Genomic DNA, 24572 nt, shown 5'->3' on the forward strand with positions numbered 1-24572 from the left:
GAACCATGGAATCTTCGTTGCATCATCAGAACGCACCGCGCACGACGGAGGAAGCCCGGCAAAGAATCGAGTCGCTGCTCGATGAGGTTGCCGAACTTTCCGACATGCCTCTTGCGCCGGACGAGTTCTATGGGCAACTGCTCGATCGATTGACGTTCGCGACAACCGCCCTTGGTGCAGCTATCTGGACGAAAGGCCCTGGCGGGCACCTGATCCTTGCGCACCAGTCCGATCTCGCCCAGGTCTATCCGGTCGGTCAGGCCGCCCATGCGATGAGTGACGATGAAGCCTACCTCTACCAGGTCTTCACCGGAACCGAAGCCAAGACCCTCGCCGGCAGCCAGCAGGCAACCTCCGCCTATGAAATGATCGCCTTGCCTTTGAAGGTTGTCGGCGAAAGCTGGGGCGTGCTGGTGCTGTATCAGAAAGGGCCATTGGCTCGTTCGGTGCAGCAGACCTATCAACGCATCGTACAAGCTTTCGGCGAAGTCGCTCAGCACTTTCAACAGCAGACACTGCTACGTGACTTCCGTCAGCATCAATCCGATTGGAAGCGACAGCTCGATTTCGCCGGCCTTGTGCATACCGACCTGGCGTACGACAAAACCGCCTATCGAATTGCCAACGAAGCTCGCAATTGTCTCGATGCCGATCGCGTGGCGGTGTTATCGCTGCGTGGCGGTCGCTGCCGGCTCGATGCGATCTCCGGCGTCGATAAGGCACATGGTCGCTCGAACACCGTGCAAACGTTGCAGCGGTTGGCGACCGAGGTCGTTCGCGCCAAGCAGCCATTGCTCTACACCGGCGAAACCGAATCGCTTCCTCCTCAGGTCGAAGCGGCGCTGGCCGACTACCTGGAAGAGTCTCCCTCGAAGATCATCGCGGTGATTCCCTTGGAAGAACCTGCCGCGATTGAAGCCGACGACGACGCCGCGAAGCGAAAGTCATCGTCGCCGATCGGAGCGTTGGTGCTGGAAAGTATCGAGCATCTCGACGGGGCCGAACTCCTTCGCCGGGCTGAACCGATGGTGCGGCATGCGGCGTCCGCGCTGGCCAATGCTCTAGCCTATCGCCAGGTTCCGTTTGCGTCCGTGCTCCGTCCGCTGGGCAAAGGATTGGCGGCGGTTGGCTGGTATCGGCTGCCCACGACGTTGAAAGTCTTGGTGCCGGTGGTCTGCCTGGTCGTGGCACTGTTTTTGATTCCGACCGATTTCTCGATCGAAGTGCATGGGCAACTAGTCCCGAAGCTACAGCGAAACATCTTCGCCCCGTCCGACGGCTATGTCGAAGAGATCTTCGTGGAACATGGTCAGGAAGTCGCCCCTGACGAGCCACTCATCCAGCTTCGATCGAATGAATTTCAATTGCAACGTGCCGAGATTGTCGGCCAACTGCAAACCGCCCAAGCGGAACTCGACGCCATCATCGTCAAACGTTCGCAAGGGATGCGGCGTGATCCTCGTTCCGAAACTCGCTCGACCGATACGCTCGAGAACCTTTCGGCCGATCAACTGAAGCTGACCACGCAGATCGAAAGCCTGACCAAGCGGCGCGATCTGCTGCAGAAGCGTGAAGACGAACTGAAGTTGCTCAGTCCGATCCAAGGGCAGGTTCTCGACTGGGAACTGGAAGAAGTCCTCGCGGCCCGGCCAGTAAGTCGAGGCGAACTGCTGATGAAGGTTGCCGATGTGCAAGGACCTTGGCTCTTGGAGTTGGAACTGCCTGACAAGCGGACCTATCACGTGGTCACTGCGCAGCAGCAATCGAGCGAGCCGCTGGAAGTTCGATTCCAGTTGGTGAACGAGCCCGGGGAAACCTACCAGGGACTTCTCACCGATACGGCGGCGATCGTCGATCTGGATGAAAACGCCGAGCAGCCGTTCGTGCCGCTGCTGGCCGACTTCGATAAATCGCAGATCCCTCACCTGCGTCACGGACTGAGTGTGGTCGGTCGAATTGATTGTGGTCAACGCTCGATCGCCTACGTCTGGTCCTATCAACTGGTGGAATCGATCCGCCGCTTCCTGTTCTGGTAACTGTTCCCGCGTACGACGAAACGAGAACGCGTCATGCCTTGGATTGTCTCCCATTCGCTTCGCACTTTAGGTCTTCTTTGCACGCTGATCCCACTGGTCAACGCGCAAGCGGCAGAGATCGAAGTCGCGGCCACGCTGCTTAAGATCATCGAATCGGTCGAGATCCCTGCGCAGCAGTCAGGCGTCTTGAAGTCGGTCACCGCTCAGGAAGGTTCGATCGTCGATCGCGGCCAGGTGATCGCCAAGATCGACGACGACGAGAAGCGGATGGAAGTCGAGAAGGCACGCGTTGATTTCGATATCGCGAAACGCGAATCCGAGAACGACGTCAACATCCGTTTCGCCCGTAAGAGCCTGGAAGTCGCATCGGCGGAGCTTTCACGTTCGGAAGAAGCACTCGCGATCGCGGAAAAAAGCGTTTCGCAAACCGAGATGGATCGCTTGCGGCTGGTGGTCGAGAAGAGTCGACTGGAGATTGAACAGTCGGAAGAGAAGATCGCCATCGCCAAGCTGACCGCGCAGCTGCGTGATGCTGAAATGCGAATCGTGCAGACTCAGCTGGAAAAGCACGCAATTGTCTCACCGATCGAGGGCATGGTGGTTGCCGTGTTTCGCCGCGAGGGAGAATGGGTGCAGACCAGTGACTCGGTTGTGAAGGTCGTGCGGATCGATCGATTGCGGGCCGAGGGTTTTATTCGCAACGAAGAGGCGATGATCGATCTGATCGGAACTCCGGCGACGGTGCGTGTCGAGATCCCGAATCAAGAGCCAATCGAAGTCACCGGGAAGGTCACCTTCGTCGATCCCGAAGTCGACCCGGTCAATGGTCAGGTACGCGTGTGGGTCGATCTCGACAACAAAGATCTGAAGCTCCGTCCAGGCCTGCGGGCCTCGATGACGATTCAATCGAAGTCTTAAACCGCGAGGTGCATAACGCGTGTCGACCGCCGTCGCATCCGAGTTCTCGCTTCGCCAGGGAGTCCGCATCCGGCCCGACCTGGTCTTTGCGCGACGCCTTGAAGCAGACGGCGAAACCTGGATTGTGAAAGATCCGGTCACGCTGCGTTACTTTCATTTCGGTTCGGCCGAAGTGTTTGTTATGCGACACTTGGATGGACATTCGACTCCTGCGGAGATCCAATCGCTCTACGAAGAACAGTTCGCTCCACGTCGGATCTCGACGCAAGAGATCGTGGGGTTCTGCCATAGTCTGCATCAACGTGGCCTGTTGATCGCCTCTGCAGAGAACCAGGCAGATACCTTGCTGCAGCGTAAGAAGAAGCAGGCCTGGTTCGAGCTGGCTTCGCTGCCGCTGCAAGTCCTTTCCATTCGCTTGCCGGGCATCGATCCCGAGTCTTGGCTAAAGGCCACGAGCGGAGCCGTGAGCTGGCTGTTTCACAAGACGACCGTAACGATCGTCTTGATGTTCGCAAGTCTGGCACTGCTGCTAGGGCTGTTGAACTGGGAGGCGGTGACGGCGAAGCTTCCTAGCGAGTCGGCTTTCTTTCGGGGCGAGAATCTGGTGCTGTTGCTGGTCACCTTTGCCTTGGTGAAAGTGCTGCACGAACTGGGGCATGCCTATTGTTGCAAAGCGATGGGGGGCGAATGCCATCAGATCGGTGTGCTGCTGATGGTTTTCACGCCGGCGATGTACTGCGATGTCTCCGACGCGTGGCTCTTTCCGCGGCGCTGGCCACGCATCATGGTCTCGGCCGCAGGGATGTATGTGGAAGTCATTCTTGCGACGATGGCTTTTACGCTGTGGTACTTTGCCAACCCTGGGCCGATCCGCGATTGGCTGTTGAATATCGTGTTCGTGTGCGGCGTGAGCACGGTCGTCGTGAACGCGAACCCGCTGCTGCGCTACGATGGCTACTACATTCTTTCTGACTGGTGGAATCTGCCGAACCTCGGTAGCCGGGCCAGCGAAGCGTTGTGGACGCCGGTTCGCAATTGGTTCTTTCGGCACCCGGTGGTGGCTCCGCCAGAGCCTCAAGCAGGCTTGCTGCGGACGTACGCGATCTTGGCGATCGTGTATCGAACGCTGGTCTTTGGTTTCATTCTGTGGTTTCTATACCAGGCCTGTCGGCAGAACGACCTTTTGTCGCTGTGGTACGTGGTGGTAGGCTTGTTCGCCGTCGGGCTTTTGCTGAAGCCGACGATGCGGTTGGGGCAATGGATCGGACGTCCGAAGGGAAGGGGAGATGCGATGAATCGAGCACGTGTCATCGGTGCGACGGTGGTGCTGATGCTGATCGTGGCTGGCTTGGGAATGATTCCGATTCCGTCGCGGGTACATGTTCCGGCAATCGCCGAGATCGATTCCGATCACCGCGTTTACGCCCAGGTCGATGGCCGCGTGGTCGAAGCCGTTGCCCCGCAGTCGCACGTTCAGCAAGGCGACGTACTGGCCGTGCTGGTGAATGAAGATCTGGCCGATCAGCAGCTTGTCGTGGAAGGAGAGATCGAACTCCAGCGACAACATTTAGAGAGCCTCAAGCTTCGCTCGAACAATAGTCCCGAGGCTGCCGCTCAGATTCCAACAGCCGAAGCGGCACTCAACGATCTGCAGAAACGCCGCGAAGTGATCCTGCGCGAGCAAGGCAATCTTTCCGTGAAAGCCCCAGTCGACGGCGTGGTGATCGCACCTCCGTACAAGATCGAACGAGGGAGTTCCGATCGCTTTCTTTCGCACTGGACCGGCAGTCCGCTCGACCCGGCGAATCGTGGTTGCCTGCTCGAACGAGGCGAGCTGCTCTGCTTGATCGGTGATGCCGAAGCGGTTCAAGCTCGGCTGTTGATACATCAGGATCAGATCGAATTGATTCGCGAAGGCGATCCTGTTTCGATCTTGTTCGATGGAACTTCAACCCACAGTCTCAGCGGAAAGCTAAGCGAGATCTCGACCGATCAATCGACCGAGGTGCCACGCAATTTAAGCTCGCAAGAGTCGCTTGGGGTTCGTCGTCGTGATGATGGTTCGTTGGCGCTGGAACGTGGAGCTTTCTCGGCGACAGTCACGCTGGACGAACACGCCGGGCAGAAAGTCTTGCCAGGAACGACCGGCAATGCGGTGATTGTGGGCCGGCCACAAACGGTTTGGCAGATCGTGGCCCGGTTCTTCCAGTTGAACTTCCGCTTCTTCTCTTAAGGGAAGGCGGCGCCGATGCCGGAATAGGCGGCTCCGGTATAGATCACACCTTTCCAGGTGAATGGCGTGGTATGAACGTCGTGCGGATTGCAGTCACCAGGGCGGTAATGCCCCAACGTGTAGATGCGTTCGCACGGATGGTAGGCACCCATCTTGTACGGCAACGTCAGCGTATTGGCAAAGAAGTGCGCGGTCGAGTAGACCGGCTGCAGATGCATGTGCTGATTGCCGTATCGCTCCAGGTTGACTTCTTCAAAGTAGAGCGGGCGATGATACAGCCCTGGGGCTTCCCACATCGCAACCATCGGATACCAGTCGTGGTGATAGCCGTAAGGGAAGTCTTCCGTTGGCTCTTCGGAAAAGATCTTGGCCGCGATGTTGGTTGGCGGCGTGACTTCCTTACCGTCGATGTCGTAGTCGTAGGTCCGACCGATTCCGAAGTCTTGAGCTGGCTTGCCATCGTAAAGGATCTCGCGATCTTCAGGCGTCAGACTTTTGAAGAAGCTTTCAGGCTTGTTCGATAGTCGTCCGCGATCATTGGCAATCGCTTGAAGCGACGCTGGCAGCGGAGGCGAGATGTTCTCAGGCGTGGCACCGGCGGCGGTGGCCGGCTTCGGCATGGCCTGAATCGTGATCTGAGCCGGAGGGCTCGGAGGCGTCGACGCGGCTTCCGATGGTGGCTGAAGCAAGGTCAGCGCGGTTGGCTGAATCACCGGCTGCAGGCCGGAAGTTTCTTCGCCCGATGCCATCCGAATGTGGCCCGGTGTGGGCTGCGCGGCGGAGCGGGAAGGGGAGACAGGCTGAATCCGCAGGCGAGCTTGCCCGGCCGGTTCGGCTGCCAGGACCGAGTTCAGCAGACACACCGTCGCCAGCAAGACCAGGCAGGCCCGGCCGAGGGTGTGGAATCCAAGTTTTTGAATCTGCAGAACACTCGGCATTGCGAGGAATCCTCTTCCAGACGCGGCACGCGAAGAAGCCCCTTTCCGGGCATCGTCTCGTTTCCAAGCAGAAACGGGGTTATTGGTTCTTTCGACCCGGCATGACCCTCCCCCATACAATTATGGGGAGAAAAGATAGGGACTACCTATTTTGCCCAGATTGTTGTTTAATGGGTGTGTTGAAGGTCCATCGGGCGGGTGGTGTCTTAGGGGGCAGCGAACACCACAAATGCTGAAAACAGAAGGATTAAGGCGTCTTCCCTAAATTCCCAGGAACTTCGTTGACACAGTCTCAGAGCGTGACTTGAATGAAATTCTACGGGGAATTCGTTAGTTTGGGGAATTTGGCGCAAATTGAGTGATTTGCGGCACACGGGCGCGCTGCATTCTTCTGTTCTTTTCCCTCCCGCGGATTTCACTCCTCTCCTTTCCGCCTGTCGAGCTGCGACGAATGAAAAAGAAGAGTTTCTGGAAGCGAATCTTCGGAGAAGCTGCCCAGGACAAACGACCTCAGCAAGCCTTCCAGGACCAATTCGATACGAAGCTCCGCTTCCGCGAATTGGAACCTCGCGTGGTGCTGGCTGCGGCTACGCTCGATATGGCGGGCAATCTGAACGTCACAATCGATGACGGCGACATGGTGACGATCGGCCGCGACGGGTCTGGCAACCTCACCATCTCAGGGATTAACTCGCTCAACATCAACGGCGTGGTCACCGCGCCATCGGCTGGCGACACCACGACGTTCGCTTTAACCTCCTTCCAATCGGTTTCGTTTGACGCAGGCCTCGATGCGGCCAGCCTCTCGCAATTGATCTTCGCAGACAGTCTGGGCGATCTGAGCAACTCGTTCTCGACCGGGGATGTTTCGGTGAGCGGGATCGATCAGGTCGATCTGGGCAAGAGCATGGACCCGGTGACGATCGGCGGCGACCTGTTGCTGTCGAACGCCGGCAACATGGACAACAGCACCATCGGGCTCGGCGGCAGTACCGTGCTCGAAGGTAACAACCTGGTGCTGGACGAAATCACCGGCGATTTGGACGTCGACTTGAACGACGCCCCCCACGACTTCAGCACCATCATCGGCACCGGTTCGGACGTCGCCTATCAAGATGCCAACGACATCGATGTCGGCGGTCTTACCGTCGACTCGTTAGAGCTTTCCGCAGGTGGATCGATTCAACAATTGGTCGGTGGCATCGCTGTTGCTGGCGATACTAAGCTGACCGCCGGCACCGATATCACGCTCGACCAGGCAGGCAACAACTGGACCGGCAAGGTTGAAGCCGAGGGGCAGAATGTCACGCTCGTCTCGCATACCGGATCGATCGTCTTGGGCGAAGTGACCGCTTCGCAGTTGGAAGTCACGGCCAACGGTTCGATTTCCCAGGTCAACACGGGCGAAGCGATCTCGGTCAGCGGGGCGACCAAGCTGACGTTGACCGGGGCTGGTGATATCGATCTGCGCTACGGTACGAATCAGTTCACCGGCGGTATGATCGTCGATGGATCGGCGTTGCTAGACAGCTTTTACCTGCGTGACGATAACGCCACGGCTGCCATTCCTGGCTCGACGGTCCCCGGCGAATTTGAAGCCCGCCTTGCTTCGGGTGGAATGACGAACGTTTCGCTGCTCTTTGAGAACGCTCCGTCGTTGGATCTGCCGGAGATCAAACTGGCGGGCAATTTGAACGTCAGCATTGGTGGCGATCTGACGCAGTCGGGCAAGCTTGATATTGACGGCACGACCAGCATTCGCGTCGCCGATACCGGCAACGTAACGCTGCTCGATGGCAACAACGAATTCACCGGCGCGATCTCGGTCCAAGGGCTCACCGGCAGCGATCGAGCCGGCACCGTTCAAATCTTGGGTGGTGTGGGCGATCTGACCCTCGGCAAGATTTACGCCAGTCAGTTGAACGTGACCTCTGCCGCCAAGATCGAGCAGACGACCGATGGGATCGATGTCTCGAACTCTAGCGTGTTTCAAGCGGGAACGAATCAAGACATCGTGCTCGATGGCCCGAACGTGTTCGGCGATGCGGTCTCGGCCCATGCCGGCGTCGACCCGGCTGGTATCGTCGAGATCAATGTCGCGAGCGGCGATCTGACGCTGGGTGCGATCAATGCGATGCAGTTGGATGTGACCGGCGCCGCGGCGATCGATCAGACGAGTGATGGGATTACGGTCTCCGGGGCAGCAACCCTGACGACGACCGGTTCGATCACGCTCGATCAGTTCAGCAATAACTTCCAGAATCAAGTGAACCTGACGGGGACCACCGTAACGCTGTTCAACGGCGGCGCGATCACGCTGGGCAATGTTTCCGCCAGCGATCTAGAGGTCGAAGCCCAGACCGGCGACATTGCTCAGGCCCCTGGGACGTCGCTCTTGGTCACGGGGACCACTCAGGTCGCCGTCGCCGACACCTTCAATCTGCTGCTGAACGAAGCTGGAAACGACTTTGGCGGGGCGGTCTCGGTCGAAAGTGCCGGAACGCCAGGCACCGTTTCGATTCGTGATGCGAACGCTTTGCTGCTGGGCGCGATCGAAGCCGACATCTTCAGTGCCCTGGCCGGAACCAGCATCTCGCAGCAGGCAGGCACGGCGATTCAAGCCGATACTTCCGTCACGCTCGAGGCAACGACCAGCGGCATTACGCTGGGCGAGATCACGACCGGAACGTTGATCGCAACGACGAATGCCGGCAATATCGACGCCTCGGCCACGGCACCCGTCACCGCCACTACGCTGGTCCAACTGAATACCACTTCCGGCACGATCTCGCTAGGCAATCTGCAAACGCTTGATCTCGTGATCAACTCCGGTAGTGGAGGAGGCGGCATCAGCCAGATCGCTGCGACGACGCTCGATGTGAACGGGACGACAGTCATCACGATCGGTGGAAATTTGCCGGTCACGCTGTTCAACGATGGCAACGACTTCACCGGTGCCGTTTCGATCCTCGGCAACGGCGTGGCGGATATCGCTGGGACGGTGATGCTGAAGGATGACAACGCGATCGTTCTCGGCGATGTCGAAGCAGGGATCCTAATCGCGGAAGCGACCGGCAACATCGGACAGGCTTCAGGCACAAGCTTGCAGGTCAACGACACGATCTCGCTGACGACCGATGCGGCGATTGAACTGGGCAATGTTACTACCAATACCTTGAAGTTGACGGCGACCGGCGGGGTGACCCAGGCCGCCATGACTTCGATCGATATCTCCGGAATCACCTCGGTTGTCGTGGGGGCCGGTGCCCAAGTTGATCTTTCCGCGACGAATAACAAACTGGCGGAAATTAGTGTCGCAGGGAGTGGCGGAACGGCGGCTGGTCAGGTCGATATCGTCGATAGCGATGGCGACCTGCAACTGAATCAAATGGTGGTCGACAAGTTGACCGTTTCGACGGTTGGCAGTCTTTCGCAGATGGCGGCGACCTCGATCGATGCCACGGCGACGGTCGATAGCTTTGTCGATCTGACCGCAGGCGGAACGATCTCGCTGCGAGGCATCACCACGCCGATGTTGTCACTCGATGGCGGCGGCAGCGTGACCCAGGCCTCGGGCGAACTGGTTGTCAGTGGCATGACTACCGTGGTGGTCGCGACGGGCGCGAATGTTGATCTGTCAGCCGCGGCGAACGAGTTCGGTTCGATCGGTGTTGAAGGGACCGGTAGCACGGCCGCTGGACAAGTCGACATCGTCGATAGCACCGGCGATTTGCAACTTAAAGACTTCATTGTCGACAAACTGACGGTTAGCACGACCGGCAATCTTGATCAGGCCGACATGAGCTCGATCGACGCGACGGCTTCCCTGGGCAGCTTTGTCGATCTGACGGCCGGGGGCACGATTTCGCTGCGTGGGATCACGACCGAAATGCTCTCGCTGACCGCAGGCGGTACGATCAGTCAGGCCTCCGGCGAACTGATCGTCGCCGGGATGACAACCGTTGAAGTCGCCACCGGCGCGAATGTCGATCTTTCCGCTGGAACAAATGAATTCGGTTCGATCGGTGTGACTGGTGCCGGCGGGACGGCTGCAGGGACCGTCACGATCGTTGATAGCAGTGGCGATCTGGAACTGAAAGATTTCCTCGTCGATAAGCTGACCGCTTCCACGGCTGGCAACCTGACCCAGATGGCCGCGACGTCGGTCGATGCCACGGCGACGGTGGATAGCTTGGTTGATCTGACCGCAAGCGGAACGATTTCGCTGCGAGGCATCACGTCGGCTGCTCTGGCGTTAACGGCAGGTGGCGACATCACCCAGGCCTCCGATCAATTGATTATCACCGGTGCGACGACTGTAGAAATCGCCACCGGGCAGAACGTCGATCTTTCGGTTGGCTCGAACGAGTTCGGTTCCATCGGAGTGACCGGTGCTGGTGGGACGGCTGCTGGCGAAGTTAAAGTCACCGACAGTAGCGGCGACCTGGAGTTGCTCGATTTTGTCGTCGACAAATTAACGGTCGAGACGCCTGGGGCTCTGTCGCAAGCTGATCTCACGTCGATCGATGCGACCGCGTCGGCTGGAAGTCAGGTCGATCTGACCGCCGGACAGACCATCACCCTGCGTGGTTTGGAAACGGTCACGCTTTCACTCACCGCCGGCAACGATATTTCCCAGGCATCCGATGAACTGAAAGTTCTAGGCACGACGACCGTGCTGGTCGCGACCGGGGCGAACGTCGATCTGTCTTCCGCGACGAACGCGCTGGGAACGATCGGTGTCGAAGGATTCGGCGGAACGGCTGCGGGCGAAGTGACGATTGTCGACAGCGACGCCGGCCTGGTGCTGACCGATTTCATCGTCGACAAACTAACCGCATCTGTGACGGACAGCGGCGGTGCTCTTTCGCAAATGGCCGGCAGCTCGATCGATGCAACGCAATCGGTCGACAGCTTTGTGGAGCTGAACGCGGACGGCACGATCACCCTCGAAGCGATCACGACGCCAACCTTGACGCTGCGTGCGAACGACACGATAAGTCAAAGCGGCGGTCAATTGGAAGTCACCGGCATCGCGACGATCGAAGTGGCCGACGGCGTTACGGTGCTGCTCGACAAGACGACGAACAACTTCGGTTTGGTCTCGATCAACAGTGGGCTGGTCGATCGCGCTGGCGTGGTCGACATTGTCGATGGGATCGATGCGATCGAGCTCCTCGATATTCGTGCCGCCGATTTCTCGGTGACCGCCAACGGCGACATCACTCAGGCCGGCGGAACGGCCCTCGATATCTCGACGCAAACAACACTGGCCTTGACCACGAAGGCCACCATCGAACTGCTGAACGTTGGCAACGATATGTCAGCCAATGTGATTCTCGACCTGGGTGGCAGCGACAACCTGCTCTTCAACTTCGAGATCCGCAACGAAAACGTCGATGTGATCGATACACCGGGCGGTGACTTTGATCTGGTCGCGAAGGCCGGTACGATCGGCGACCTGACGTTGGAACTGGTCAACGCGAAGAGTCTGACTCTTTCTGAGATCGACATTACGAATGATCTGCGAGTAGAAATTGCCGGCGACCTCGATCAGGACGGCGAGATCTCCGTTGCGAACGACGCGACCTTCGATGCGGGTTCGATAACGTTCGCGACGGTGAACAATCTGACGGTGGTCGGTCAGGCCAACTTCGATGTCGACAACGGCGACTTGCGAGTCGGTGTTTTGCCAACTACGAGCGATTCGTTCTTGCGGGGGCTCGATGCTCCGACGATCGTTAGCTTCGGATCGCTTCAGTTCCAGGCCGATGGCATGCACGTCACGATCTCGGAAGATGACGCGAATGGTATCTTGCTGGTCGGCGACAGTGTCGCGAAATCGCTGGTGCTGACGGCGAACAATACGATCGAGAACCAAGCAGGTTCTTCGTTATCGGTGGCTGACCTCACCTCGTTGAAGACCGCGGCCGAGGTGTCGCTGCAAGGGGACGTCGACCTTCGGATCCTCTATGCCGAAGCCCAGAAGATCACGATTGACGAACAAGCCGACACCAATGGCTTGGCGATCATCGATGGAACCCGAACGACCGCTGGCGGATCGATCCATGTGCGGACCGACGGCAGCATCGTGCAGGTCAACGACTTCCGCATTGGCAACCCTGGGGCCTCGAACATCATCGCCCACGAAGGTCTCTTCATCTCGGAAGGGGGCGCGGTTCTGCTGACGTCGTTGGACGTCGATTGGCTGGCTGCTTCCGCCGAGGGAACCCCGCTGAATGTCACGCCAGGTTCGTCGCTTGACTTCGCTGCCGCAGGGATCAACGTTTCCGATGGCTTCAATGGTTCGCTGACGACCGATGCGATCGATCCGCTGCTGCCAGACGAGAACAGCGATACCTACGCGGCGGGCGGCTTGGCCGACAAGTTTGCCGATGGCGTGGGCGAAGATTACTCGCTGGTGCTGGTGAACCGTGGCGATCTGGTGATCCGCCGCGTCGATGGAGCGTTCGATGATCCGGTTTCAGTAAATGGACTGGTAACCGCCGGTAGCGATGCCGGTCACGTCTTCCTGCGGACGATTGATGGTGGTGCGTTGACGTTCGGTGCCGCTGGTTCCGATCCGGTGATTGTTGACCTGGCGAACTCCGGCATCATCACGGCGTTGGCGGAAGGCAGCCTGCAGATCACGGCTGGCTTCGAGCTGCATTCGAGCCAGACCAACCTGGTCGATCCGATGCTGCAGGACTTGTTCGCGATCGTCGCGCAGATTCAGCAGTACAACGATATCCTGCTGCCTAATCCAGCCGACCAACTGTTCGAGATCATCGACGGTTCGCCGAACGAAGGTCCGATTTACGTCCGCATCCCAGGGACGACCACCACGTACTTGTTGTCGACGGCGGTTGGCCTCGATGCGGAAGCGTTCTTTGTCATCTCGCAGCTTGGGGCCTCCGGCGAGCTTGACTTCCGAATCGTTGTCGACTGGGGAGATGGCACGGCTCTCGATATTCGTTCATTCGACACGGCGATCGATTCCAATACAGCCATCGAGCATGCTTACGCCTGGGAGTTCGCGACCAGTTCGGCTTCGGTAACGGTGACCGTTCGGGCCTACAACAGTCCGCAGATCAATCTGTACGAGAACGTCGGCACGCCGAATGAGCAGAACTTGAACTTCGTGCAAGACAAGTTCCAGTTCTTCTTTAACACGATCCCGTTCAGTAACTATCAACCGGTCGACTTCGTCCCGCCGAATGCCCCGCTGGTCGAGCCATCGCCGATCATCGAAGCGGAAGTGGTGCCTTACTCGTCGCTGCCAAAGATCAATGACGATGCCCGCGCGGCAACCCAGATCGATGGTGTCACCGTGGTGGAAGTCGACCCCCGCAACTTCGAGGAAGTCGGCGAGGAAATCGAGCTCGGCAGCGAGTACATGACGCTCGACGCCGTGAAGGCGTTGATCCTCAATGGCGATCAGTTTCCGCCGGGGCTGTATCGAATTTCGATCTTGTATCCAGGCGTCGAAGAACCGCAGATCCATTACTTCTGGAAAGAAGATCGCCCGGTCCCGTTCGACCTGTTCAGCCAAAACGATTCGCCCGCCGCGGCAACCGAAGCCGAACTGGCGGTCGCTTCCACAGCCAACTCGCTTTCGGCCGAAGATGTCTGGGCACGCGAGTATGAGGAGTGGTTCCCCGATGCCGACCCGGTCGCCTCATCCGAGTCCGCCACGGAAGAGCAGTTGCCAAGCGAAGACGATATCTTGATGCAGCGTGTCGCCGCGGTCGATCTGCAAGAGATCGATCGACTTACGCAGCAGTTGCGGGCCAAACGAATGGTCGCGCGAGACTGTCTCGGCGGAGCCATGATTGGCGGAGCTGCCTTAATGGCGGCGGTCGCCTCTCAGCGACAGGAAGATGAGAAAAACCGGTCGGATTCCGGTAATAGCGAAAACCCGGATCCACCAGAGGATCTGGGGGTAGGGAATCTGGCCCGACTGCGTCGTCGCGCCCGTCAATGGCTAGATTAAAGGTCTATAATTCGATGCCGTCGCCGCCCCCGATTCCTTGGGGTGAGGAAGGTGGCGCGTTAAGATCGAACTTTCTGTGAGATCCTGCACATTCGTTGAGATGCGAAGCAAAACGGATCGAGAAACGGGCCGCAAGTTGCTCCGGGAAGCAAGGGCACTCGGCGAGCGAATCGAATTGGGGGAAACAGCTTCATGTCGACTTTCAAGTGCCCGAATTGTCACGCGGAATTGCCCGACTTCCAGCATTCCGCCGGCTTCTGCCCCTATTGCGATGCCAAGTGGGCAGGTCACACCTCCGAGACCGTTCCGTCCGGATTGGATCTCTCACCTTCTGAAGATGCAGACAACGCTGACGATGCGCTGGAACTTTCGCCTGAAGATCTGAACGCGCAGACGCTGGAACTCGACGAAGATGGTCAACCTTCCCCCAATCAGACCATCGACCTGCCTGGTGCTTCCCGCGTCGGAGACGAGTTCATCCAGCCGCCTGGCGAAGACATCGGCCACACGATCGAGTTTAGCAGCGAAGATACCTCTGGCACGATTTCGCTCGACAGCGTGGAAGGAGAAGGGGACGGATTTCAGACGCTCGATCTCGGCAAACCGGAAGCTGGTGACATTCACTCGCAGCCGACCATGGACGTGCCGCCGGCTGGTAGCGAAGGAATGCAGACGCTTGATCTGGAAGGTGACCCCAACGCTGGAAGAGATGCGAGCCACACGCTCGCCTTCAGCGTGAGTGGAGACGACATCCAGCAGACTGTCGATATTGGCGACCCCAATCATCCTGTCTCGGATGACGACCTGAATGTTACCTTCGGTTCGGAACCTCTCTCACCGAGTGACGTGAAACGCTACTGGGCTGCAGGCGATGGTTCGCCGATGCAGACGATGCGGACCGCAACAGTCAGCAAAGCGAAAGAGCTGGGCGTTGATCTGCGACGCCGTATTCTGTCGGATCAAGAAGAAGGTTCCGACTACGCCATCATCAACCAGCTTGGCAAAGGCGGAATGGGCGTGGTCTATGCCGCCAAGCAGAAATCGCTGCGGCGACGCGTGGCGGTTAAAACGCTGAAACGGGACATCGGCCAGCGTGAAGACGATCGGGCCAAGTTCCTCAGTGAAGCGGTGATCACCGGGATTCTCGATCACCCGAACATTGTTCCGATCCACGAACTGGGGCAGACCGAAGATGGCACGCTCTTCTATTCGATGAAGTGCGTCACCGGTACTGAGTGGCACAAGGCGATCCGCAACAAGTCGGAAGCCGAGAACCTCGATATCTTCCTGAAGGTGGCCGACGCGATGGCGTTTGCCCACTCGAAGAATGTGATTCACCGCGACTTGAAGCCAGAGAACGTCATGCTTGGCGAGTATGGCGAAGTGCTGGTGATGGACTGGGGCCTGGCGGTCGATCTGAACCGCAAAGAAGAGTTCACCATGGGGGGCACGCCTGCGTACATGGCCCCAGAAATGGCGAAAGGTCCGCTCGAACGCATCGGCAAGTGCAGCGATATCTATTTGCTGGGGGCGATGCTGTATGAAATCGTTACGGGCTTCCCACCGCATGCCGCGTCGACGATCACCGAGTGCCTTGTCGCGGCCGCTCAGAATGTGATCGTCCGTTCCGATTCAACGAGCCGCTTGAAGAACATTGCCTTGAAGGCGATGGCGACTTCGCCGAAGCTGCGTTTCAATTCGGTCGCCTTGCTGCAGGAAGAAGTTCGCAAGTATCAATCGACCGCGCAAAGTATCGAATTGGCGAACACTGCTCAGCACGAACTGGAAACGGCCAAAGAGGCCGAGAACTACGAGCTGTTCTCGCGGGCGATGTTCGGCTTCGAGGATGCCCTGAAGCTGTGGAGCGAGAACGACGTCGCCGATCGAGGTTTCCACGAAGCCCGTCAGGAATATGCTCTCTGCGCGCTGAAGAAGGGTGACTTCGACCTTGGGTTGCAACTTGTCAGTCCCGAGAATCCGGACGAAGAGCCGATCTACAACGATCTGGTCAAAGCCAAGGCCGACGCCGAACGGACCTCGCGCAACGCCAAGATGGCCCGCTTCGTTGCGGTGGGCTCGTTGCTGTTTGCCTTGGTGGGTGCGAGCATCGGTTTGCTGGTGATCAATGGCCTGCGACAACAGGCCTACGATGCGGCTCAAGTCGCCATCGCTGCCGAACAAAAGGCGAAAGACGAAGCCGAGAAAGCAACCCAGGCGAAAGAGGTGGCAACCCAAGAGAAAGAGAAGGCGACCCGAGAAAAGGAGAAGGCCGATAACCTGGCGGTGGCCCTCCAAGCAGAAAAAGACAATCTGGTGGTCGTCAATAATAATCTCGATTCAGCGAACAATCGGCTGAAGATGCTGAATCAGGATTTGCAAATGAAGACGGCGACCATTAGCGAGCAGAATATCGAGCTCGAAACTCAGCGTGATGCCATCGCAGTTCAACGCGACCGGTTGGAAGTTGCTTTGGTCGATGTCGCCCAGGAGCGTAATCGGGCTCGATTTGCCGGTATGTTTGCCTCGGTCGGATTGGCTCAATCGAAGGTCGAGTCCAACGACATCGCGGCTGCCTTATCGCTGCTCGAGAGTGTCGACGAAGAATATCGTGGCTGGGAATGGAAGCACCTCGCGTATCTGTGCCATCCTGACGTGCCGCACGTCGACTTCCAGGTTTCAGCGACGGCCGTGGCGATGTCGATCGACGGCAAGTGGACCGCGATCGGAACGGAAGAGGACGGCTTGTATCTTTACCCGACCAGCCACGCGACCGAGAAGGATGCGAAGGCCAATCATGTGGCGATGCCTGATTGCCGGATCACCTGTCTGCGGTTCTCGCCCGATGGAAGCCAGTTGTGGATCGGGACCGATCATCCGGCGAAGTATTTGCAAGTGCTGCCGCTGCAGGGCAACCTGACCACGGTCGAACTGGCGAAGCTTAACCAATACTCGACCATGCCAGCCGTCAGTGCGATTGAGTTCGTGCCAGGGGCATCTTCAGAGGTGATGGTCGCGGTGAGCGGACGCTGCTATCTGCTTGACTCGAAAACACTGACCGGCAAATCGCTGATCCACGCCGAGAACGTCTTCGATCTCGATGTTTCCCCTAGCGGCAACCAGTATGTCCACGCCCAGGAATTTCAAGGTGAGTATCGCGTCAAGCGCATGACCGTCGATGGCAGCACGCAAGATGTCGAAGAACTGCAGTTCAACGATCCTGTCTTGCACTGTGCTTACCTTTCGGAATCGTGCGTGGCGTTGGCTTTGGCCGACGGCAGTTTGAACCTGTGGACCGGACCGAAGCAGCAAGACACGCTCGCCTTTTCGCTCCCCGCTCAGGTTAATCAGTTCGCTTACGATGCTGAACGGAAATTGCTCTCGGCTTCGCTGGCGGATGGTTCGCTGAAACTATTTCAGTTCGATCCACAAAGCAATCGCTTGAAGGAGTTCAAGACGCTGCGGGGCCATCAGGCCGCCGTCTTCGCTTCCGCCTTCCATCCGACACAGCCAGAACTGGTTTCGGTCTCGGAAGACAAGACCGCTCGATTCTGGAACTACGACACTTACCAAGATCGATTGGACCTCGATCTGCAGAACAGCGTTCTGTGGGCCAGCTTCTCGCAAGATGGAAGCAAGTTCGTTACCGGCGATCGGGCCGGGCGTACCCAGGTCTGGGACACCACCGCAGGCACCGATCAACCGTTGCTCGATATGCACGTGAGCGACTGGACCAGTCAGAATATTGGCAAGAAGGCGATCTCGGCTCCGCTGGCCGATGGTAAGCATGTTGTCACGGCCGATCCCGACATCGGTATTACGGTCTGGAATCTCGCGACGAAACAGGCCGTCTGGAGCACGCCGACCGAAGGTGGCTCGTACCGCATGGCCCCGATTCCACTAAGCGACCAGTTCATCTACCTCGATCAATCGGCTTCCCAACAAGGTGCCACCGGAACCAAGGTGATCGCAGCGAATCCTCAAGGGGAGAAGCTGTTCGCTGTCGACAGTCAGCTCGAAATCGGCCAGGTCTCGGAACTGGTCGTCTCGCCAGGAGGCAAGTACTTTGGTGTCCGTATCCCGAACGGCGTGCGAGTCTACGCCATGCCGACGAAGGCGGACAAGCAACTCGGGGAACCAGTCTGGAAAGTCGACTCCGGTATTGTGCAGCAATTAGCATTCAGCTCCGACAGCGAACTGCTGCTGGGTTACGACTCTGGCCGCGAAGAAGGTTACCTGGTGCTGTATGACTTCATCAAGGACACGAAGATTCGTGATCTGCCGAGCAAAGAGAATGGCTTGCCATTCCTGCAGTTCGCAGTCTCGCCCGACTTGAAGCACCTGGTGGTTACGTACAACGACTATTACGCCAACCAGCCAGATCAGCGAAAGCAAACGCACCTGAGCTTGTTCGCACTCAACAATCCGCAGCAGGCTTTGCACAAAGCGACCTGTGACGGACTGGCGGCGTTTCCTTCAATTTCGGCCGACAACCAGGTTGTCTACTTCGTGCAGCAGCACCGCATTGGCGATCACGACGCTGCCCGCTGGGAAGTGACCAAGCCACAGTGCGAAACGCTGCCTTACTCCCGTAAAGGGACAGATGACGTGGGAACGGCCTCGCGTGAAGTCGTGCTGGTCGATGCGTTTCCCAGCAACGACAACCAAATCGTGGTTTCGTACAGCAATCGCGATGTCGAGCTTTGGGACATGACCGCGAAGAAGAGCCTAGAACGACTAGCTCCGACGCGGCCGGTCCTTTTCTGCGACTTCCTGGCACACGACACGCAAATTGTTTCAGTGCATGTCGATGGCCTGGTGCGTCTGTGGGATGCTCGAAGCGGAGCGATGCTGGACGAGTTCGACTCTGGCTACCAAACTCTGCAAGCGGCTGGTCTTAACGAAAGCATGCTGGCCGTCGGTGGCAGCGCCGGTCGGATTGCGATTATCGATCTGGCGAAGAAAGAATTCGTGCAGAACCTGGCCAATACTGGTTACTCGATCGATGCGTTGACCTGGGTTGGCGGCAAGCCTGACCCCGTGCTGGTAATCGCCAGTAGTCGTATGCAAGCCGACGAAGATGGAGGCGAGCACCAGGTCGGTTCGATCGAACTGGTCGATACCAAGACATGGAGCCAAATCGGCGACTCGTTTGCCGTGCACCCAGGCCGCTACCGTAGCCTGGCGGTGTCGCAGGACGGAATGCGTTTCGCTGCGACCAGTACCGACAAAAGGGTTCGCTTGTGGGCCGATGTTCCGGTCGAAGAGTGGAGCACCAGCGAGCCGCGGAAGCTTGAAGGGCATTCAACCGACGTGACCGGTGCTGCCTTCTCAGCGACCGGCGAACGACTGATTACCGGTAGCTTCGACGGAGCGTTGACGGTTTGGTTTATCGACCGGCCCGAGCTTTCGGCTGATGATGCCAAGAAGGAGGACGCCCCTTTGCCTCCGCTGCACGTGCAACAGTTCGTGCCGCTGAAGGGACATCGCAAAGAGATCTCGTCGATCGCGTTTTCGCCTGATAGCAAGATGCTGCTGACGTCGTCGATCGATCGCAGTGCGATCTTGTGGTTCACGACAGAACTGCCCAAAACCGACGCCGAACTGGCGGCTCAGCTGGGCACTCTCGGGAAGGATGCGATCGCCTCTGCCGAGGCAGAATCGAAGTAGTGCCCGAGGGGGATGATATCGGCAAGCTGTGATGCTTCCGGTAAGATTACCGAGAGGAAGCCGCAAATTTTCCATTTCAGGATCGAAAAACCGAAAAATCCTGGGATGGGAAATTCCGTTGGCTTGATAATTACTTTACCGTTGATTGAAGAACCGCCACTTCATGGCTTTCTCGTCTTCCAGGAGCCTTTCTTTTGCGGTACGCGCTTCAAATCTACTCCGTTAACTTCGGGAGCCGTCGAGTATGGCTCGACGCCAGTAAAGTCGTGCGCGTAGGGCGCACCACCCGGTCCGAGCTGACCGTGCCCGAAGATCCCCATCTTTCCGGTCTGCATTTCTCGATCTCGCTGGAAGAAGATCGGATCATGCTCAAGGACCTGCAAAGCCGTAACGGGACCTTCGTCAATGGTGCGAAGGTCGGCGCGGCGATGCAACTGCACGATGGCGACGTGATCGTCGCTGGCAAAACGCAGTTTCAAATCGTGGTGGTAAGCGATCAAACCGGGAGCCAAAGCGGCGACGTTCCGCCGCAAACTTCCGTACCGATGCCAGAAACCGCTTCCCGGGGCTCGTTTTCCGCCGTCGTCGACTACGACCGGACCGAGTCGATTTCACCTGAAAACAACCCGTTCTTCGGTGGCAGCAGCAAGCCAACGGCCGTGCCGACTGGCGTACCAAGTTATCCACGACTGAGCAGCCACTCGTTCAAAGACATCCGCCGCCATGCTGGCCTGGGAAGCGACTTCCCAGGTCGCCGTGCTGCCGAAGATGGTAGCGAAGAAGACGCGGACATGTCTGCCTCGAGCCCAGAGCCGCCCGCTGCGGCCTCTGCCAGCGATTCGATGACGCATCGGCCCATTTCGGCGGCCGAGCTCTCTCGCGGGCTCCAGATTCGCTACGAGACCCGGATGGCTCCTTCCGGCATGACTTACTTCTGCCCACGCAGCGAAGTCAAACCACCGACCGACGTCGCCGATTTCATCGGCCAAAGCCGATTTTTGTACGCCGTGGTCAACTTCGGACGCCTGCAACCGCAGCAGCAGCCTTCGTTTTACAACGAAGCGATGGCCCTGGGGGCCGTCCAACTGTCCAGTACGCAGCTCTTAATTCCGAAAAGAGATGTCGAGTCGTTCCACTCGATACTGCAGCAGACCTGGGGACAAGATGCAATGATCTGCATGGGGAGCCGGCTGAACAAGCTGGAGTTCATGAGCCTCGCCTATCGTCTCTCGAACGAGTTGGCGAGCCCGACCCAGTTGCTGAACCATCTCTATTCCGATGGCCAGTTCATCAGCACCGGGCAACTCGACGGCATCTCGGCCGTGCTGCTCGAAATTGAACGAGGTGCTCGCTGGGTGATCTTCAAGAACGACTCCGAGATTCGCACCTGGCGAACGCTCGGATTGCCATGCCCGCCAGAACTGGTCGGCTAACGCGATCGACCAGGCATCGTCGGCTTCGATTTATTCCGGAGCCGACTTGAAGCCGGTCTCTTCGTTGTGGGCTTTATCGGGATCTTGCGGTGCCGCCTGGGTGACTTCGTTCTCTGGCTTCTCGGGGGACGAAGGAGAGCTTGGGCTCGCTTCGACCGCCGAGGTTGCCGCACCACCGCTGTTGATGTTCACCAGCGTTCCCTGAATGAAAACGCCGCCGGCGTTGATGTTGATGAAGTTGCCACCCACCTTCAGCGAGATGCTGGCGCCCGCTTCGATGTTAAGCGTCATGCCCGCCTTCAGGTTCATCTCCATCCCGGAGGCCTGGTTGTAGTTCATGCCGGCCTTGGCTTCGATGTTCTCGCCAGCCTCGGTGCTGATGTTGGCACCAGCCTTCGAGTTCCAGTCCGACTCGGCCTTGATGTGCAGCGTGCTCGATTGCTGACGCCAGTCGCCATCGACGGTGATATCTTGCGAGCCCTTCACCCAGGTCTTGGCACTGCCATCGTTGGTGACTTCCAGACCTTGATCGCCGATCTGAACGCCAACGCTCTTCTCGACCACCAGGGCGACGTTGCCGCCAGAGGACTCGTCGCCGTTGCCCACCATCAGTTGATGGTTGCCCTCGATGTGTTCGATCTGGTGACGCTTGATGTTGATCTCTTTGTCTTGAAAGACCTTCTCACGCTGCCAACCGGTTTTCTCGCCATCTTTCTCTTGGCCGATGATCTGCGAGCGATTGCCCAAGGTCAGATTTCGCGAGTCGTTCTTCACGCGAACGTCCAGGTCTTTCTGGGCATGCAGAAAGATGCGTTCCTTGTCCGCTTTATCGTCGAAGAACAGTTCGTTGAAACCATTGCCGCCAGGGGTGCTATTGGTCTTGAAGTAGGTCTTCGCCTTGTCGTCCGGCAGGCTGTACGCAGGCTTCTGGATTTCGTTATAGACCGAACCGACCACGAGCGGCCGATCGGGATTGCCATCCAGGAAGTCGACCACCACCTCTTGCCCGATGCGCGGAATGGAGAGGAATCCCCACTTCTTGCCGGCCGATGCCTGGGCGACGCGAACCCAGCACGAGGTTTCGGTATCGGGCTGCTTGCGATCCTTGTTCTGTGGGCGAGCCCAGTGGAACAGGCATTTGATCCGGGCATATTCGTCGGTGTGAATTTCTTCGCCCGCCGGACCAATGACCGTCGCCGTTTGCAGGCCAGCCACGCTTGGACGGCTGGATGTTTGCGGTGGATTGAAGACCGTGTCTTCCGGAACACACGTGAAGTTGTTGATGTACTTGTCGCCCGCTGCTTCGCCGGTGGTGTAGTTCGGATTGGTGCCGGAGTGCGACATTGCGACGATCGCGTAGGTCTTCCCGCTATCGGCATGAACCCGTTTCGAGTTCAGCTTGAACTTGGCGCCGGGTCCGAACGAAACGCAATCGCTTGAAGCTTGTATGCGATCGAAGCCATGCTCTTCCGAACCGATGCGTACCTTGCTGTTCGAGGTCGAATGTTCGCTGGCTTGCCCCGAAGACTTCGAGTCGACGAAGTTTCCCGGGTAGTCGTACAACTCGTACTTCTTAAAGTCGGAACTGAGCGGATTGCTGATCTTGGTTTCCGAGTTCTTCTCGAAGTTTTCGTAGGGCTCTTTGAACGTATGATCGGTGTTCACGAACTTGCCGGCCACAAACTCCCAGCGGTGGTTCCACTCGATGATTTCCGGCTGGGTGCCATGCGTGCCGGCGGAAGTCGTTCGGTGATAGACATCTTTCTCGGTGGCATCGAAGTAGGCCTGCGAGTTATCAGCGAGGATCAACGTGTCGCTGCTCGAACCATCTCCGGAACCATCGAAGAAGTAGAAGATGCCTGCTTCTTCCATCAAACGGCTAACGAAGTTGAAATCGGTCTCGCGATACTGCACGCAGTATTCGAGCTTCGGATAGTTCTTCTGCAGCTTCAACTTGAACTTGGCAATGCTGCTCAGTGGATCACTGTTAAAGACCGCCTCGATGATTTCGGGGATCGTTTTGTCCTCGAAGATCCGGCAGTCGGTGGTTTGGGTGGCGAACCAAAGCCAAGGGACCATTTCGGCATGGAACTCGACCATGGTGCCGGCTTGGTAATCGGCCGAGAATCGCTTGATGTAGCCTTTGATGTAGCGTTTGCTCGAGTCACCAACATTCAGCCGCAGCTTCACTTCTTTGTTGATGACTTCTTCCGGCTTGTGTTGCCGGTCTTGGCGTCGCGAGACGAGCGACAAGTGGTACTGCGATAGCTTCGACAGACCCTCTTCACCCTGGAACGACAAGAGATAGAAGTCATTCCCCAGGCTATCTTCCAGGGCAAACGCGCGATTCTCTTGAGCTTTGTTCATGGTAGTCGGAGCGTCCGAAAGAGGTGGGCTGACAGAAAGCTAGGGTGTCGGCCGGGCAAAAGTCGCCAAGGGATTCAGCTCGTCCGAAACGAAAAAAACGCAGGGGATAGCAACACGCCGCTCCCCTGCGTTTGTTCGACAGCGAAGCGTTAAGAAGAAGCGCCTTCTTCGACCTTCCAGGTAGCTTCGACTTTACCCTGATTGGCGCCATCTTTGCCGTACTGATTGAAGGTCCACTTGGCTTCTTCAAAGTTCAGCGAGAACGATTCAGTTGGGACGGTACCGTCGCCATCGACAGCGGCGTTGAAGTTGTAGCTGGTGATGATGACCTGCTTCATCTCGAACTGCAGATAAGGGAGACGCTTGCCCTTGTCGCCGAGCGATTGTACCAGGTCGATTTTCACAACCGGATGAACGGTACCGGCAGCCATCGATTCGATCAGCTTCGGCGTCGATTTGTCCAATTCCTTGACGCAGACCAGGTCGTCGAAGATTGCGCTCTGCACGTTGCGGCTCGAGCCCGATCCGCCACGCGAAACCATGCGGGAAATGCTTTCGCTGACCGAAAGCAGGTTGATCCAATTCTTGTGTTCGGCGTCGCCACTCTGTCCGGGAACACCATCAATAAACAGGAAACCAGCCATTGTCATTCTTCTCCCTCAATCTTGAAGTGTAAGTGTTACGATCGAATCGGCTTTGTTTATGTCGCTGACGAAACCGCTAGTCGCAGGACTCAGGTCGGCCTCGTTTCCCCCTGAAGATATTTAGGTTTACGGCGCCTCCCCAAGAACGTTGCGTCGTTTCCCGGAAGAAACGAGGAAAACTTTTCGGGATGCAAACGGCTTCCTTTCGGCGAGCTTAAGGCGTTGAGAATTCATAGGTTGCAAATCACAACGCTGTCCCTTGATGATCAATGGTTGATCGGCCTCCCCACTCCACTGCGATCGATTGGTCCGATTGTCGCGATTGAAAGGGAAGCAGAGGCGT

At 57.8% G+C, this 24572-nt stretch carries 9 protein-coding genes; 6 read left to right on the forward strand and 3 right to left on the reverse strand.

The window, feature by feature from the left end:
- Window positions 1-5: 5 nt before the first annotated feature.
- From AB1L30_RS07535 to AB1L30_RS07545, 3 genes are read left to right on the forward strand one after another with little or no spacing between them, the layout of a single operon-like run.
- Entirely contained in the window at window positions 6-2036 is a 2031-nt protein-coding gene (locus AB1L30_RS07535; protein ID WP_367012813.1) for an efflux RND transporter periplasmic adaptor subunit, read from the forward strand.
- A gap of 33 nt (window positions 2037-2069) precedes the next feature.
- Window positions 2070-2954 (forward strand): HlyD family efflux transporter periplasmic adaptor subunit, encoded by an 885-nt coding sequence (locus AB1L30_RS07540; protein ID WP_367012814.1) that lies wholly within the window; start codon window positions 2070-2072, stop codon window positions 2952-2954.
- A gap of 19 nt (window positions 2955-2973) precedes the next feature.
- Window positions 2974-5187 (forward strand): hypothetical protein, encoded by a 2214-nt coding sequence (locus tag AB1L30_RS07545; protein ID WP_367012815.1) that lies wholly within the window; start codon window positions 2974-2976, stop codon window positions 5185-5187.
- Here AB1L30_RS07545 and AB1L30_RS07550 read toward each other — a convergent pair.
- Window positions 5184-6125: a hypothetical protein gene (locus AB1L30_RS07550; protein WP_367012816.1), complete on the reverse strand. Its 942-nt coding sequence runs from the start codon at window positions 6123-6125 to the stop codon at window positions 5184-5186. The two genes, AB1L30_RS07545 and AB1L30_RS07550, sit on opposite strands and share 4 nt — an antisense overlap.
- Before the next feature lie 451 nt (window positions 6126-6576).
- On the opposite strand from AB1L30_RS07550, the gene AB1L30_RS07555 reads away from it, so the two are divergent.
- The 3 genes from AB1L30_RS07555 (at window position 6577) to AB1L30_RS07565 (ending at window position 21218) form a co-directional block, all read left to right on the forward strand.
- Window positions 6577-14118 (forward strand): hypothetical protein, encoded by a 7542-nt coding sequence (locus AB1L30_RS07555; protein ID WP_367012817.1) that lies wholly within the window; start codon window positions 6577-6579, stop codon window positions 14116-14118.
- A gap of 192 nt (window positions 14119-14310) precedes the next feature.
- Complete coding sequence (locus AB1L30_RS07560; protein ID WP_367012818.1) at window positions 14311-19785, forward strand: protein kinase; 5475 nt, start codon at window positions 14311-14313, stop codon at window positions 19783-19785.
- Window positions 19786-20051: 266 nt separating this feature from the next.
- Window positions 20052-21218, forward strand: a complete 1167-nt coding sequence (locus AB1L30_RS07565; protein ID WP_367013039.1) for an FHA domain-containing protein — start codon at window positions 20052-20054, stop codon at window positions 21216-21218.
- 30 nt (window positions 21219-21248) lie between these two features.
- On the opposite strand, the gene tssI is transcribed toward AB1L30_RS07565, so the two are convergent.
- Window positions 21249-23585, reverse strand: a complete 2337-nt coding sequence (gene tssI / locus AB1L30_RS07570) for a type VI secretion system tip protein TssI/VgrG (protein ID WP_367012819.1) — start codon at window positions 23583-23585, stop codon at window positions 21249-21251.
- A 149-nt stretch (window positions 23586-23734) separates the two neighbouring features.
- On the reverse strand, window positions 23735-24235 hold the full coding sequence (locus AB1L30_RS07575) for a type VI secretion system tube protein Hcp (protein WP_345087814.1): 501 nt from the start codon (window positions 24233-24235) through the stop codon (window positions 23735-23737).
- Window positions 24236-24572: the final 337 nt, after the last annotated feature.

It is taken from the genome of Bremerella sp. JC817 (genome assembly GCF_040718835.1).
Taxonomy (GTDB): domain Bacteria; phylum Planctomycetota; class Planctomycetia; order Pirellulales; family Pirellulaceae; genus Bremerella.